The organism is Phytoactinopolyspora alkaliphila, assembly GCF_010550695.1.
Lineage (GTDB): Bacteria > Actinomycetota > Actinomycetes > Jiangellales > Jiangellaceae > Phytoactinopolyspora > Phytoactinopolyspora alkaliphila.
Window position 1 is genome coordinate 152,175 of record NZ_JAAGOB010000008.1, and the last position, 15,245, is coordinate 167,419.

Annotated in this window: 11 protein-coding genes and 1 tRNA gene; 7 read left to right on the forward strand and 5 right to left on the reverse strand. The window is 66.9% G+C overall.

Annotated elements, in window-relative coordinates:
- Positions 1 to 32: 32 nt before the first annotated feature.
- From G1H11_RS15975 to G1H11_RS15985, 3 genes are all read left to right on the forward strand, one after another.
- Positions 33 to 629 (forward strand): TetR/AcrR family transcriptional regulator, encoded by a 597-nt coding sequence (locus G1H11_RS15975; protein WP_163819585.1) that lies wholly within the window; start codon positions 33 to 35, stop codon positions 627 to 629.
- Positions 630 to 713: 84 nt separating this feature from the next.
- Positions 714 to 1,436: a lysophospholipid acyltransferase family protein gene (locus G1H11_RS15980; protein WP_216843812.1), complete on the forward strand. Its 723-nt coding sequence runs from the start codon at positions 714 to 716 to the stop codon at positions 1,434 to 1,436.
- Entirely contained in the window at positions 1,433 to 3,100 is a 1,668-nt protein-coding gene (locus G1H11_RS15985) for an FAD-binding oxidoreductase (RefSeq protein WP_163819586.1), read from the forward strand. Before G1H11_RS15980 ends, G1H11_RS15985 begins: the two co-directional genes overlap by 4 nt.
- Before the next feature lie 95 nt (positions 3,101 to 3,195).
- Here the strand turns inward: G1H11_RS15985 and G1H11_RS15990 are convergent, their stop codons facing one another.
- From G1H11_RS15990 to G1H11_RS16005, 4 genes are read right to left on the reverse strand one after another with little or no spacing between them, the layout of a single operon-like run.
- A complete protein-coding gene (locus G1H11_RS15990; protein ID WP_163819587.1) occupies positions 3,196 to 3,993 on the reverse strand; it encodes a ferritin family protein in 798 nt (265 codons plus the stop codon).
- The gene (locus tag G1H11_RS15995; protein ID WP_163819588.1) at positions 3,983 to 6,313 is read right to left on the reverse strand and encodes an SDR family oxidoreductase; all 2,331 of its coding nucleotides are present in this window, start codon (positions 6,311 to 6,313) and stop codon (positions 3,983 to 3,985) included. Before G1H11_RS15995 ends, G1H11_RS15990 begins: the two co-directional genes overlap by 11 nt.
- A gap of 4 nt (positions 6,314 to 6,317) precedes the next feature.
- A complete protein-coding gene (locus tag G1H11_RS16000; RefSeq protein WP_163819589.1) occupies positions 6,318 to 7,055 on the reverse strand; it encodes a lysophospholipid acyltransferase family protein in 738 nt (245 codons plus the stop codon).
- Positions 7,055 to 7,918 carry a hypothetical protein gene (locus G1H11_RS16005; protein ID WP_163819590.1) on the reverse strand — a complete coding sequence of 288 codons (864 nt, stop codon included), beginning with the start codon at positions 7,916 to 7,918 and terminating at the stop codon, positions 7,055 to 7,057. The genes G1H11_RS16000 and G1H11_RS16005 overlap by 1 nt, the downstream gene beginning before the upstream one ends.
- A gap of 127 nt (positions 7,919 to 8,045) precedes the next feature.
- On the opposite strand from G1H11_RS16005, the gene G1H11_RS16010 reads away from it, so the two are divergent.
- From G1H11_RS16010 to G1H11_RS26570, 4 genes are all read left to right on the forward strand, one after another.
- Positions 8,046 to 8,825: an SDR family NAD(P)-dependent oxidoreductase gene (locus G1H11_RS16010; protein WP_163819591.1), complete on the forward strand. Its 780-nt coding sequence runs from the start codon at positions 8,046 to 8,048 to the stop codon at positions 8,823 to 8,825.
- Complete coding sequence (locus G1H11_RS16015; protein WP_163819592.1) at positions 8,822 to 10,108, forward strand: MFS transporter; 1,287 nt, start codon at positions 8,822 to 8,824, stop codon at positions 10,106 to 10,108. Before G1H11_RS16010 ends, G1H11_RS16015 begins: the two co-directional genes overlap by 4 nt.
- Positions 10,109 to 10,405: 297 nt before the next feature.
- Positions 10,406 to 10,482, forward strand: a tRNA-Ile gene (locus tag G1H11_RS16020).
- Between the two features lie 90 nt (positions 10,483 to 10,572).
- On the forward strand, positions 10,573 to 11,937 hold the full coding sequence (locus G1H11_RS26570) for a tyrosine-type recombinase/integrase (RefSeq protein ID WP_163819593.1): 1,365 nt from the start codon (positions 10,573 to 10,575) through the stop codon (positions 11,935 to 11,937).
- Between the two features lie 384 nt (positions 11,938 to 12,321).
- On the opposite strand, the gene G1H11_RS16030 is transcribed toward G1H11_RS26570, so the two are convergent.
- Entirely contained in the window at positions 12,322 to 14,796 is a 2,475-nt protein-coding gene (locus G1H11_RS16030) for a GmrSD restriction endonuclease domain-containing protein (RefSeq protein WP_216843815.1), read from the reverse strand.
- Positions 14,797 to 15,245 lie beyond the last annotated feature (449 nt).

The following is a 15,245-nucleotide window of genomic DNA, read 5'->3' on the forward strand; positions in this document are numbered from 1 at the left end:
TCAAGAGCGAATGCTCGTTTTAACGTGTGGGCATGCCTCGTGTGTCACAGGAGCATCGCGACCAGCGTCGCCAGCAGATCCTCACGGCCGCACGCCGGTGCTTCGTCCGCGAGGGTTTCCACCAGACCTCCATGGCCGACATCCTCGCCGAAGCACACCTCTCAGCAGGCGCTGTGTACGGCCATTTCAACAGCAAGAACGACATCATCGCGGCCATCGCCGAGGACGTCATCGGGCAGATCTCGCAGCTCCTGGAGCCGATCGTCACCCAGGAGCCGACGCCTTCCATCGAGGAGGCCGTCCTCCAGGTGCTGACCGCGACGAACGAGATGGCCTTCGGCGAGGATGCCTTCGCCTCGCTGGCCCCACAGGTCTGGGCGGAGGCGCTGCGCAACGACGCGCTGGGCGAGGTGTTCCGCAGGAAGTACGTCGGCATCCAGCAGTTGATCGCCCAGCTCGTGACCGCCGAACAGAACAACGGCCGAGTAGCCCCCACTGTCGCGCCGGACGAGATCGCCAAGGTGCTCCTCAGCGTGATCATGGGGTATATCCTGCAGCGACTGCTGGTCGGCAATGTGGAACCGGAGTCCTACGCGGCCGGTCTAGCCGCGATAGGCCGACCCGGTTAATGTTGCGCTTGCAGTGGACATATGACAGGTTACGAGAACGAAGGTTCGTTTTGCCTCTAGCCGGGGGCTGACGGGAGTGATCACGTGCGGGTAGTCGCGGACTCGAAGGCCGGCCACCGGCGTTTCACTTCGAAGATCATCGCCGTTCTGCGCTTCGTCGTCCAGAGAATGATGCTCAAGCCGCTGGTGTGGTCCCTCGCCCGCGTCCACGTGCGAACCCACGAGGACGTCAGCCGGATGCCGAAGACGTTCATCGTGGTGTCCAATCACGCGAGCCACCTTGACGCTCCCCTCATCCTCGGCGCGCTCCCCCGCCGCCTCTCCCGCTACCTGGCCGCCGGCGCGGCGGCCGACTACTTCTTCGAAGTCAGATGGCGCAAGTGGATCACCGCGCTGGTCTTCAACGCGTTCCCCGTCGACCGCACCAGGTCCGGCTCGCATTCCGGGGTGTCGAAGAAGCTCCTCCAGCGCGGCGTGCCGCTGCTGATCTTCCCCGAGGGCGGCCGCTCCTCGAACGGCCGGGTCGGCCGGTTCAAGCCCGGAGCCGCCGCCCTGTCGATCGCCTGCGACGTCCCCTGTCTCCCGGTCGCCATCGCCGGAGCTCACGAAGCGATGCCCCGGGGCCAGTGGTGGCCCTCGCGCGGGCGGCCCCGGGTGGCCGTGTCCATCGGCGCGCCCATCTATCCCAAGCCCGCGGAAACCTCTGCCGAGTTCACCGAGCGGCTGTCCCAGGCGGTCCGCCGGCTGCACGACGAGATCGGCGCCGGCCAGCACGTCCAGACCTCAGCCCAGAGGAGGGCCGCATGACCGGCGTGAAGCACATGAAGTGGTGGGGATGGGGAGACGAGGGCATCGCCTTCGACCACCGCGACAAGCCCGAGTTCGCTCCGTTCGTCGAGCGCGCCATCGGTCTGGACGTCTCGACGGCCACCGTCCCAGTCCCGGCCTTCGACGAACTCGACCTGCCGGCCTCCCGGGCCGACGAGGCGTTCCACGCCCAGCTCACCGATATCGTCGGCGGTGAGCACGTGCACACCGACGCGATGGCCAGAGTGGTGCACACGTTCGGCAAGAGCATCCGCGACCTGCTTCGGGTCCGCTCCGGCACACTGAGCCGCACGCCCGACGTCGTCGTCTACCCGGCTGACGAGCAGCAGGTCCAGCGCATCGTCGAGCTGGCCGTCTCCGCCGACGCCGTCGTGATCCCGTTCGGCGGCGGGACCAACATCTCCGGCAGCCTCGAGCCCGCCGTCGACGAGGAGCGCGTCGTCATTTCGCTCGACCTCGGCCGCCTGAACCGCGTCCTGGAGATCGACGAGGTCTCCGGGCTCGCCCGGGTTCAGGCCGGCATCCAGGGCCCCGACCTGGAGCGGGAGCTCAGCCGGCGCGGCTGGACCCTCGGGCATTTCCCGGACAGCTTCACCCACTCGACCCTCGGCGGCTGGATCGCCACCCGCTCGTCGGGAATGCAATCCGACAAGTACGGGGACATCGCCGACATCGTGCGCGGCCTGCGCATGGTGCGCCCGAACGGCGTCGTCGTGGTCCGTCCGGTGCCCAGCGCGTCCACCGGACCCAGCATCAGGGAGATGATCCTCGGCAGCGAGGGCCGGCTCGGCGTCATCACCGAGGCCACGGTGCATGTGCACCGGGTGCCGCCGGTGCGCGTCGTGCTCGGCTACCTGTTTCCCACGTGGGACGCCGGCCTCGCCGCGATGCGGGAGATCGCCGAGAGCGACGCGAGCCCGTCGGTCACCCGGGTCTCCGACGCCCGGGAGACGGCGTTCTCCTTCGCCACCCGCACCCGGAGCAAGGGCATCCAGTCCGTCGGAACCAGCGTCTTGATGAAGGTGCTGCAGCGGCGCGGCTGGGATCTGGACGAGATCTGCCTGTCCTTCATCGGCTACGAGGGCGAAGCCTCACACGTCCGCTACGAGAAGAAGCTCGTCCGGCGCATCGTCCGCCGGCACGGAGGCATCCTCGTCGGCAAGGGGCCGGGTGCGCTCTACGATCGCAAGAAGTTCGACACCCCGTACATTCGCGACTTCCTTCTGGACCGGGGCGCCGCGGGGGACGTGTCGGAGACCGCCGCGCCGTGGTCACGCCTGCGGCAGCTGTACGACACGACGATGGCGGCGGCAGGCAAGGCGTACGAGGACATCGGCGTGCAGGGCTGGATCATGTGCCACCTGTCGCATTCCTACCATTCCGGCGCGTGCCTGTACTTCACCTTCGCCTTCGTCCACGACGATCAGCCGGTGAAGCAGTACGACCAGGTGAAGTCGGCGATCCAACAGGCCTTCGTCGATTCCGGGGGCACCTTGTCCCACCACCACGCCGTCGGCGTCGAGCACTCCGCGTGGCTGGCCCAGGATGTCTCGCCCGAAGGCGTCGAGCTGGTCCGCGCCCTGTTCGACGGCGCCGACCCGAACCGGAACTTCAACCCGGACAAGATCATCCCACCTGCCTAGCGCCGTGCACGGGACGTCTGTCGCCGGATCTGTCGCCCAGGTGATCACCGGGACGATGAAGGTTCGCTGACGCGACGCGCGCTCACACAGGGAGCCTAGGTGACCGGCACGCCGCGGTTGCGCATCGCGTCTTCGACGATGGTCAGACCCTCGAGCCCGGGCATCCGCGCAACGTGGCCGTCGATCTTGCGGATCTCCCGGATGCCGTCCGGGCCGGCGAAGAGGTGGTTCATCACGTGGACGACCTCCTCGTCGGGCAGGACGCCGGAGCCGACCGGCGCCCAGAATTTGCGCAGGGCGAACCGGGCGAACTTCTGTGCCTTCGTACTGCGCTGCAGCCGGTGGCGCGCCTGGCTGGCATAGAAGGCGACATGCTTGGCCTCCTGCTTGGCGATCCGGCGCAGAAGCTCCGCGAGGACCGGGTGCCCCTGCAGTTCAGCGAGTCGTGTGTAGGCCGCGATGGCCGACCACTCATTCACCGCGCCCCAGATCATGTGGACGGCGATGAAGTCCTTCCCCACGAGATTGCCGAGCACCGACTGCTTGACCGGGTCGATGCGGTCCTTCCAGCCGACTTTGAGGCGTCGCGCCTTGAGCCCGTCGAAGTCCACCGTGATGCCGTGCCAGCCGAGGACGTCGGCCAGCGCCTCACCGTGCCAGAACTCCTCGCGGTTCCACATCGTCATGAACGCGGCGACGTCGTCGTCCTTGTGCGACGGCGTGACCAGCATGTCGCGCAGATAGCACACGGTGTGGTACTCGATGTCGCACATGTACCGGAGGCTGCGCAGCGTCTCTGGCGGCAGCGGGTCCGTGCGGAAGTCCTCGAAGGCGAGGTCCTTCCACTGCACGCCCGCGGAGGTCTCGGTGTAGCGGTCGATGTCAAAGGCCACGGGAGCTGCCTTCACCCGGCTCCGGCCGGTTGCCGGTCCACGGCCGCGCCAGCCGGGACAGTCCCGGTAGGCTCGGCCGGCCGGGGCCGGGATCGGCGGTGGGGGTACGCCCCCAGTCCACGATGGTCCACCGGTGCTTGCGCGCATGCCGGTAGAGCCGGTTGTCCGGGTTGACCGCGGCCGGATGCCCGAGCGTCTGCAGCCAGGCGACGTCGGCGTGGCTGTCCCCGTAGCCGTAGGAATGCCGCAGGTCCGCTCCGTGCTCCTCCGCGTACTTGGCCAGCCAGGCCGCGCGCGCCTCGTCGACCAGGGGCGGCGCGTCGAGATATCCGGTCAGCGCGCCGCCGGCCTCGTGCATGCGGCCGGCCACCACGTCGTCGAACATGGGCGCGAGCGGCTCCACCAGCATGTCGATGGAGCCGGTGACCAGAACGGTGCGATGCCCGGCGTTGCGGTGTGCCTGGACACGGGCGATGGCGTCCGGGAGGAGCCGCTGGCGGACCGCGCGCCCGAAGCCGTTGAGAGCGTGCCGGCGGATCTCGTCCGGCGGGAAGCCCTGATAGCGGCGGGCGAACGCACGGATGAACTCACCACGGTCCCGGAGTTCGCTGCGGACGTACCCCGGCATCGACACGGCAAGGCTGCCGATCTCCTTCGGCCACCGAGCCGCCGGCATCACGGCACGGCACAGCCAGAGATACTGCTCGATGAGGTTCCAGTCCAGGACGGTTCCCTCGAGGTCGAACACGGCGAGAGCATCGCCGCGCACCGGGAGCATCCGGTCCGGCCGGGAGGCCGCGGGACGCGACGTGGAGGTCCGGTTCAGGGCGACGATCGCCGGGAAGTGCACCTCTTGCAGGTACTCACTCCAGTCGATCGAGCGGACGTCGAATCCGCGCTCGTCGCGAAGTTCCGGCGGGATGGACTCGAGGAGCTCTCGCGTGCAGGAGTCGTCGAAGACGATCTCCGTTTGCACATAGGGGCGGTACAGATCCGTGAGCTTGCGCAACGACGTGAGGCCCCGCTGGAGCCGGTGTACGCGATCCGCCCATCCGCGCGAGCGGGCCGTCATTGGCAACCGGGTCAGCACCCAGTCGGCGCTGCTCACCATCGCCACCCGTTGCCGGACGGTACGTTCCACCCGCCGGTCGCCGGCCAGCGTCCACTCCGGCACGTCGACCCGGCGGCCGTCGCTGACCAGTGGCGTGCGGACGAAGTACTCGTGCACGTTGCGGTACATCTCGTGGAAGGCGAGCGGGTTGCTCGCACCAGAGCCGACCTGGAGGTAGCGCGTGCTCCGGGCTTCCGGCGGCGTGGCAGCGGCGGCAAGGATGGCGTTGACGACGAAGTCCACCGGAATGATGTCGAGAATGCTGTCCGGAAGGGCGGGGAAGTCTGGGAGCTGCCCGCGCCCGTAGGCCAGGATCAGCGGGTCGGCCACCTTGAACCCGTCGATCCAGCCCGGGTACGGGTGCCGCAGGGCACTCTCGATGATGGTGGGCCGCAGCACCGAGAGGCGCTGCCCCGCAGCGGGCCAGAGGTCTTCCGCGGCCCGCTCGGCGAGCGCCTTGGTGAACGTGTAGACGTCCGTCCAGCCCACGCTCTGCGCACGAAGCCGGCCCTGGTCGACTAGGCGCTCGGTGATCCACTCCTGTCGAGCCAGCTCAGCGGCCCGGGCCACCGCGAGCGGCCCGGCCTTGCCGTGTTCGGCTCGCGCCTTCTCCAGGACCCTCCGCAGGACGTCAGGCTGCCGGGACGCCGACTCGATGCTCTGCCTTGCCTGCCGCGCCGCCTCGTCCTCCGCACGCCAGTCGACGTCGTGGGTCAGCGAGGCCTCGGGCGTGATGCCCTTGCGCAACCCGCCGACATACGCCGTCGACACGTGGATCACGTGGGGCGTGGCACCGGCCTCTTGCAGCGCCCGGTACAGGCCGCGGGCACCACCGACGTTCGTCCCGAACGCCACGTCGATGGGCGAGTCGAACGTGACCGCCGAGGCGCCGTGGATGACCGTGTCGAGGTCTGCCGGAAGGGCGGGTGGAGACTCCAGGTCACCGGAGATCACCGTGACCCGCTCGCTGACGATCCGGTCCGCCTCGGACGCTCCGACGGCATGCCGCCACGGCCGGAAGGCGGGCTTGCGCAGCAGCCGGGTCAGCCGGTCTTCGGCGCTCAGGCTGCCGCGGGGCCGGATGATCAGCGAGATCCTGCAGTCCGGGTGGGTGGAGAGCAGCCGTTCGAGAACGGCTTGCCCCACGAAGCCCGTTGCCCCGGTGAGCAGGATGTGCGTACCGGACAGGCTGCCCCAAGGGGTCGTCATGGTGTCACTCCGGAAGTGGATCGGTGGTGGATTCGACCGGCAGTATCTGGTCGTTCGGGGTGAGCGCCCGGCCGGTCAGGGCGCACGCTTGCCGGACGTGCTCGCGAAGCTGTTCGCCCAGCGCTCCCGTCCGCTCGCGGACCACATGCTGTCGGCGGGGCCACGGAACCGGGTCGGTGGCGATGGGCTCGCCGAAGACGATGTCGATGGAGCTGCGCACCCTCGGCAGGCTCCCGTGGGAGGCAGCCGGGGCGCGGACTCCGAGTGCGGCCACCGGCACGATCGGCGCGCCCGTGCACAACGCCATGTACGCCGCGCCCGGCTTCACCAGAGCGAAGTCTCCGAGCCCGCGGGTTCCCTCGGGATAGACCGCGATCACGCCTCCGCGGTGCAGCACCGCCAGACAGTTCTTTACCGCACGCACGTCGCAGGTGGACCGGTCGACCGGGATCTGGCCGATCCAGCGCAGCGCCGACCCGACCAGTCCGGCGAACATCTCCCGCTTCACCAAGGCGTGGACCGGCCGGCTGGTCACCGAGTACAGCAGCGGACCGTCGAGGATGCCGGTGTGGTTCGACGCGAGAATCACCGGGTCCTCCCGCGGAACCAGGTGGGCGTGATGAACCCGGACGTTCCAGACAGCGCGCATCAGAATCGCACCCACGGGCCGCATCACCCTGGCCCCCACCGACGACGGCCCCGGGACGTCTCGCCAATACGTCGACGCCACGCTGAGTTCCATCAGGTTCCTCTCCGCTGAGGCACGCCCGCCGCGACCGCGGCTGCGGCCAGCGTGATGCCGGCCATGCCGGGAAGCGCCTGGATCCGCCTGTCGAGCTGCTCGACGAGCGCCGGCACCGGGGAGAAGACACGGCCGAAGAAGAACGCGCTCTCGTGCGACGCGTCTCCGGGCGGATTCATCGGCCACAGCGAGCGCCGCAGCCGCCTCCGGGCGAGGAAGCACGCCAAGCTGGAGCGTCGCAACCGCGCACGTGCCTGCGCCTCGAAGAAGCGCAGGTGGCGGGCCTTCACCCCGACGAGAGTCGTGATCATGCGGGTCAGCTCCGGGTGATCCTCGAGCCGGGCGATGCGCAGGTAGGCGGCGCGAGTGATCCACTCGTCCACAGTACCGGCCGCCATGTGGGTGGCGATGACGTCGTCGCCGAGCGTGTTGTCGACCAGCGCGCGCCTGATCGGTGCGAACCGGTCGTGTACACCTCGCCAGATAGCCGCATCGCCGCCTCGGCCGGACCCGGGGCCAGGCGCCTCACGCGCATGGTGCGCGAGCGTGACGTCGAGGGCATCGGCGATCCAGTACTTCTCAAACGCCCACGTGGTGAGGAACGCGGTGATCCGTGCGTCCTTGTGGGTGGGTGTCACCAGCACGTGCCGGAGGTAGCGCATGGTCGAGCGCTCCACGTCTCGCACGAAGCTCAGGCACCGCAGGGTGCCGGGCTCCAACGGCCGCCGCTGGTACTCGTCGAGCCTAAGCTCGTCGCGGTGGCTTCCGACCGCGGTGCGGGCGAATTCGTGAAGGTCGAACTCTGGCGCCTCGTGCTCGTGACGTTCCACCTTGGGAACCGGTCCGCCGAGATCGGTCACCATCACTCTCCACGCCCGTCCAGAGTTAAAACGAATCTTCGTTCTCTTAACTTGCCATAGTAGCGGTTTCCTCCGCAACGACATATACGGCCCGGCGCTTCCCCTCGGCGGCACCGGTATGGTGCTGCCAGTGACGACAGCTCTCATCACCGGCGGAACCTCGGGCATCGGACTTGCTTTCGCGCACCGGCTCGCCCGCGAGGGATACGACCTGGTCCTCGTGGCGCGCGACGCCGAACGCCTGGAGCGGACCGCGCAGCAGCTCCGTGCCGACTCGGGGGTCAGCGTCGAGACCCTGCAGGCGGACCTCGCCGACCGATCCGACGTGGCACGCGTCGCCGAACGCGTCTCGTCCGACGACGACCCGGTGGACATGCTGGTCAACAATGCCGGATTCGGCCTACACGCTCCCCTGGCGTCCACCAACACCTCCGTCCACGAAGTAGCTATCGACGTCATGTGCCGGGCCGTCCTGGTACTGGGTGGGGCGGCGGCGCAAGCCATGGCGTCCCGGCGACACGGGACCATTATCAACCTCTCCAGCACAGCCGGTTACGTCACCTTGGGCGGCTACTCCGCCATCAAGGCGTGGGTCACCGTGTACTCCGAAGGGCTGGCCGTGGAACTGCGTGACACCGGCGTCCAGGTCACCGCACTCTGCCCAGGCTGGGTTCACACCGAATTCCATCAGCGGGCCGGGCTGAGCACGTCGTCGATCCCCTCGCTGCTCTGGACCAACGCCGATCACGTCGTCGACATCTGCCTGCGCGACGTCCGCCGCGGCAAGGTGATCTCGATACCGACGAGGCGATTCCGTTTCCTCATGTGGTGGGCGCGCCATCTGCCGCGCAGCGCTATCCGTGCGGTGTCCGCGCGGCTGGTGTCTCGCCGCCGCTCGCCTCTCCCATGATCACATCGTCAGCCACGCGCCCGGACCGGCGCCAGGTGGTCGCATGGGCGCTATGGGACTGGGGCTCCGCGGCGTTCAACGCGATCATCGTCACCTTCGTGTTCACCGTGTACTTGACCGACGCCGTCGCCGTCGACGCGGACAGCGGTTCTCAAGCGCTCGGCGTCGCGCTCACCATCGCGGGAGTGATCGTCGCGCTCACGGCGCCGGTGACTGGGCTGCGCAGCGACGCCGGCGGGCGGCGCAAGCTGTGGCTCGGAGTGCACACCGCGCTGGTGGTGGCATGCACCGCTGGCCTGTTCTTCGTGCGAGAAGACCCGTCGTACCTCGCGCTGGGTCTCGTGCTGATCGCCGTCGGCACAGTCTTCTCCGAGTTCGCGGGTGTCAACTACAACGCGTTGCTGGTGCGCATCTCCACCAGGGAGACCATCGGCCGAGTCTCCGGGTTCGGCTGGGGCATGGGCTATTTCGGCGGGCTGGTCGCCCTGACGTTCGTGCTGTTCGCGTTCATCCAGCCTGAGATCGGCCTGTTCGGCGTAACCAGCGACGACGGACTGAACATCCGTGTCGTGGCAATCTTCTCCGCCGTGTGGTTCGCGGTGTTCGCCTTGCCGCTGTTCTTCATCGTCCCGGAACCACCTCCGTCCGGAGAGGCTGTTGCCCGGCAGAGCCTCCGGACCAGCTACGCCGTCCTCGGCAGGCGAATCGCGCGCATGTGGCGTGCCGAGCGACGCACGCTGTGGTTCCTCGCCGCGAGCGCCGTCTACCGAGACGGACTGACCGCCGTGTTCACCTTCGGCGGAGTGATCGCCGCAGGCACGTTCGGCTTCAGCAACACCCAAGTCGTGATCTTCGCCATCGCCGCGAACCTCACTGCCGGCATCGGCGCCGTCCTCGGCGGACGGCTGGATGATCGTCTCGGCCCCAAGACCGTGATCATCGTTTCACTGGCCGCGCTCGTCGTCGTCGGGACGGCCATCACGATGTTCAGCGGCGCCGCGACGTTCTGGGTGTGTGGGCTCGTTCTGGCGTGCTTCGTCGGGCCTGCTCAGTCAGCCAGCCGAACATTCCTCGCGCGCATCGTCACACCGGAGCGAGAAGCCGAGGCTTTTGGCCTCTACGCGACGACGGGCCGTGCGGTCAGCTTCCTGGGACCCCTGGCATTCAGCGGCTTCATCGCGATCTTCGGCAGCCAGCGCGCCGGCATGGCCGGCATCGTCCTGGTTCTCCTTCTTGGCTTGCTCGCGATCCTCCCGGTCAGAGCGCCGGAAAAGCAGCCGTGAGGTCACCCTCAGCGGCGCCCGCGAGGAGCTCGAGCTGGATGGTCGAGAACGAGTGAGGGAAGATCGACGACGAGCGAGTCCCCATCACGGTGGAAATCCCCGAAACTCGCGGGGCACGACGGCGGCCGGATCCTCGACCGTGTTGTGACTCAATATACGGCCGCTCACCAACCCCGTGATGATGTGGCGCCGCATAGTGAAGACGATCACCACGGGATAAGGACGATCACACGGTCAGGAAGCCAGACATCCCCGGGCACCACCGGGCGCCCGGGCAGGTAAGGTTGTGTCGCTGCCGGGGCGGTAGCTCAGCCGGTTAGAGCAGGGGACTCATAATCCCTTGGCCGTGGGTTCGAGTCCCACCCGCCCCACCATAGCTGAACTGCTCGAATGGCCGAGGAGTTATCCACGGGCGACCGTTCGTGGCATGGCCCATGGCATGAGTTGCGCGCTACTGTTCGTTCATGGCACGAGCGGACGGCCGCACTCGCGGCAACATCGAAGAGCTGCCGAGCGGCGGCTACCGCGTGCGGGTCTACGCCGGATTAGACCCCTTGACCAAGCGGCCTCACTATCTCCGCGAGACAGTGCCGGCCGGCCCCCGAGCCCGCCGAGAAGCGGAAAGGTCTCGGACACGATTACTTGCCCAGATCGACGAACGCAAGAACCCCCGCACCAATGCCACCATCAACCAGCTGATGGATCACTGGTTGGATGTGCTTGACGTAGACACGTCGACCAAACGCGGCTACGTCAACAAGATCAACAAGCACATCCGGCCAAACCTCGGCAACATTGCCGTCGGCAAGGTCGATGTCGAACTGCTGGACTTGTTCTACGCGCAGCTCAAGAAATGCCGCGACCATTGCCACGGGCGACGCTATGTTCAACATCGCACGGCGCACAACCACGTGTGCGACGAACATGTGGACTCACGTTGTGAACCGCCGCAACCGGGCAGATGCCGTGCCTGCAAGAGAGCCTGTCGCGAGCACCGATGCAAGGGCCTGGCGGATTCGACTGTTCGGCAGATCCATTGGATCCTCAGTGGAGCACTCAGTCGAGCGGTTCGCTGGGGCTGGATCGGCGTCAACCCGGCCGACCATGCTGAGCCGCCATCTTTGCCTCACCCCGATCCGCAGCCGCCGTCGCCCACCGAAGCCGCGAGAATCGTCAACGACTCTTGGGCGCACGACCCCGAATGGGGCGCACTGATCTGGATCACCATGACCAGCGGTGCCCGACGAGCCGAGATGTGCGCTCTACGGATACGGCACTTTGACGACGAGAACGGAGTCTTGACCCTTGGGCGCGCCATCTACAAGGACGACAACGGCGAACTCCAAGAGAAGGACACCAAGACTCATCAGCAGCGCCGTGTCGTGCTGGACCCGGAGAGCTGCGATGTTCTCCGCGAGCACATCAACCGCCTTCGAGCGCGCGTGAAGAAGCTAGACATCGACCTATCTCCCGACGCCTACCTCTTCTCGCCCGCACCAGATTGCCGCGTGGCGCGAAACCCCGACGCCATCACCCGGCGGTACGACCGGATGGCCGAGCGCCTCGGCATTAAGACCACGTTCCACCGTCTCCGCCACTACTCGGCGACCGAACTCATCCTCGCAGGCGTCAATGTCAGAGCCGTTGCTGGCCGCCTCGGCCACGGGGGCGGCGGAGCCACAACGCTCCGTGTCTACGCCGCATGGACCTCTGAAGCCGATCAACGCGCGGCAGCAGCGCTTTCGGCCCGCATGCCTCCGCGTCCGGATTCGAAGAGCGGGAAGCCGCCCGAAACTATCGACAAGTCGAACGCTGAGCCGGCGGATTAAAGGCCGCAGAACCACACCTCAAACAGCTTCTACCACCAACAACAGTAACGCTAAGGCCCACACCACGCACCAAAAACCACACCCGTTGACTCCATTTGGCACCACGAATGACACCACGCAGCGCCGACCAGACGAGCCGTGATCAAGCTGAGCCACTTGCCATCCTGCGGGCAAGGCTCATGGTCCAGACCGGCCCGCTGCCCGACCCGGTCCCGCCCCCCGCCTACAGCAGGCGCGTGGCTGTGGAGTGACGGATCGGGTGTGGGGTGACGATGGTCTTGTGAAGCTCTGCCCGCTCGGCCTCCTTGCTTGCCACACTCATTGCGACATTCTCCCATCATGTGCCGACGAAATCCCGAATTCTCGGGCCGCGCGCCGGGTCGATCAACTCGCCGAGGCGTCGGTGGATTCGATGCTGGCGGCTCCAACTGCCTCGAGCACGCGCACGGAGCGCCATGCCGCGGCGGTGTCCGGCGTCATCCGGTAGTGCCAGCGGCCGTCGTACTCGATGAACTCGATCGGCGGGTTCGATCGCTCGAAGTCGTTGTAGATCTTGCTGGCCATCGCGCCAGTTACCTCGGCGACCTGTTCAGGGCTCAAGCCGACGACCGCGAAGTCTGGCCCGGTGAGCAGTTCGTCGGGTCGTTCGGCGGCCACGTGGTCGAGCAGCCGCAGGGTGAGTTCAGCCGTGCCGGCGGCATAGTCGGCGAGATCTTCCTCGTTCCACTCGATTCGAGGCAGCGCAGCCGTCCAGTGCGCGTCTTTGGGCTTCTCGCCGCGGAAGGCCGCACGAACATCGATCAACCGACGGCCGTCAGGAAGGCTCCAGAAGGTCCAACCGTTCGTCACGCTGCCCTTGACGTGACGGCCAGCCCCAGATGGTGACCCGAACAGCTGCCCGTCTACCTCGAGCATGCCGTCGTCACGCACCAGGGCTTGCTTCGACGTCCAACTTCCCTGCCGCGGGGTGAGCAGTGTGCCGGGTTCGAGGAGTCCGGCCGCCACGAGGTCCTTGACCTCGACCCAGTCGTGGCCCTTGTCCCGCGGATCGACAACGTGGCCGGTGTGCCCCTCTGGCACCGGCCACACGCTCAAGAGCACGTCGATGAGCTGGCCACTCCGGGCGTCGATCGTGTCCTCGGTCCACCCGCCGTCGGCCGCCTGGCTGAGCAACCGGCTGTTCAACAGCAATGTGTCGTGATCGCGCAGCGCCTCCCGCTTCACGTTCCAGGCCGAATTCGACACTTTCGAGTTCAACGAGCTCGTCAGCAGGGTCAGGTTGCCGAGGCGATGGACGTGGGCACCGCGCTCGATCTCGGCCTCGAGCCCGTCAACGGGCCAGTTGTCCTGCCACTTCTGCGGGAGAACGTGCTCGATCGGGTAGCCACGTCGGGGGACCTGCGGCTGATTTGTGCCGCGGCGGAACTCGTTCTCTACCGCCTCAAGGAAGAGCCGGAGTCGCGCCACCTTGAACCGTCGATAGGCGGCCTCGTCGGTGAGCGCGGCGCGGATCTCGTCGTCACCCGGCCAGTAGGTGCTGGACACGTTGAGTCGGGCGAGATGACCGCGGACCCGATCAACCAACTCCGACGCGGGAGCGTCCCCATGGATCCTGATGATCTCGGCAACGACGCGGCCCAGGTCCGACGTCGTCAGCCGGAGGAACATCCGGCGCATGATCCAGCTCTCTGCCACCGCCACCACGTCGTTGATGACGTCGCTGGGGAGGGTGCGCTCTGGCTCGTGAAGCCAGATCAGCAAGGGCTTCAGCAGCTCCAGCTCGCTGGCCTTCATCCGGTAGATGGACATTTCGACGCCAGTAAGCTGCCGATCCTTGTCGTCGGCAGCCACAGTCCACGACTCGTAGAGGTCGGCCTGTCGCTTGATCGTCGGGAGCAGATCACCCATCTTCTGTCCGGCGTCGAGCTCGACGTAGGCCTTGAACCGAGTGAAGGTCTGTTGCGGGCTGATCTCCTCGCCAAGACGCGAGGCAAGCCACTGGTTGAGGAAGAGCGAGCTACGGCTTACGCGGTAGCGACCAACGCTGACTTCCGTCTCCCAGAACTTCGTGTCGAATGGCCAGTCCTCGGCGTATGCGCGACGAGTGTCGGCACCGTCTGCGGCCAGACGCTGGAAGACGAAGTTCTTGATCAGGTCGGCCGCGGTGAGAGGCGTGCCGCGAGCGTTGAGCGTCTCGAAGATCTCTTGCGAGTTCTCAGTAGCTGTCAGGTTGATCGCGACCAGCTGCAGCCCGCTCGTGAGCACGGCAACAAGCGCGTTGGCTCGGGCGGGGTAGGCGTCATCTTCCAAGTCACCTAGCCACGTAGCGACGGCGTCGGTGAAGTATGCATGAGCTCGAGCGATCCTCGAGGACGCGTGCTTCAGCTCGTCGTGATCGACAGGCGGTTGAGCATCCATCACCTCGTCGAATGCCGCGTGGTCGCGGTTGGTGTGGCGGATCTTGAGGCGTGACTCGCCACGGGGCACGAAGGTGGCCTGGTTGTGCGTCAGGCTTTCGAGCTGGCCAGCGAGCGTGTCGAGCCCTGCCGACTCGAGAACGGATGCTGCGGCATCCATCACAACCTGCAGAGTGGTGAGCCGCTGCTGCCCGTCGATGATGTTGCTGGCCTGCATGTTGCCGAGCTGCCCGTCGTGGGCCTGGACGACCACCGCCCCGAGGAAATGAGTCGCCGACGAGAAGGGTTCGCGGAGCCGCACTTCAGTCAGACGCCGGATGTCGCTCCATAGTGGTGCCCACTGCTCCTCTTGCTCCCACACGTATGGCCGCTGGAAGAGCGGCACGACGAGTTGTTGCGGAAGGCTGAAGATCTGCATCGGCGTACGGACATTGGTCTCCACGGATGCCATCCTGCCCTACGGCCCCGACAATTGGGCTGTGGAATGACTATCGGTGGACCCGTCGAGCAGTCACGAATAGGTATGCGGCCTCACGCCGGACGTTACCCACACTCCGAGGAACGGAGTGACGCTCGGTGTTGTCCGCAAGACCTAGCCCGAACGGCTTGCTGTCAAGCTGCACGTGCGTACTGCCCTCAACCGCGACAGACCCCCTTCAGCGTCTCTTGCCAAGGCCAAGCAACCACCTCCGTCTCCGTCTAGGCAGTCCGAGTCTCGGGGCTCATCCGACTCAGCGGGCGCTGTCGAGGGCGGTAGCTGAGTCGTGGAAACCGGATGCCGAGATCGAATGTACGCCCGGCCGACACGGCGCACCATCCTGCCGCGAAAGCTCCCCGGCAACAGTCCTGAACTGCGACGAAACACGAACCGTCGCACTTGTTTGAACTCAC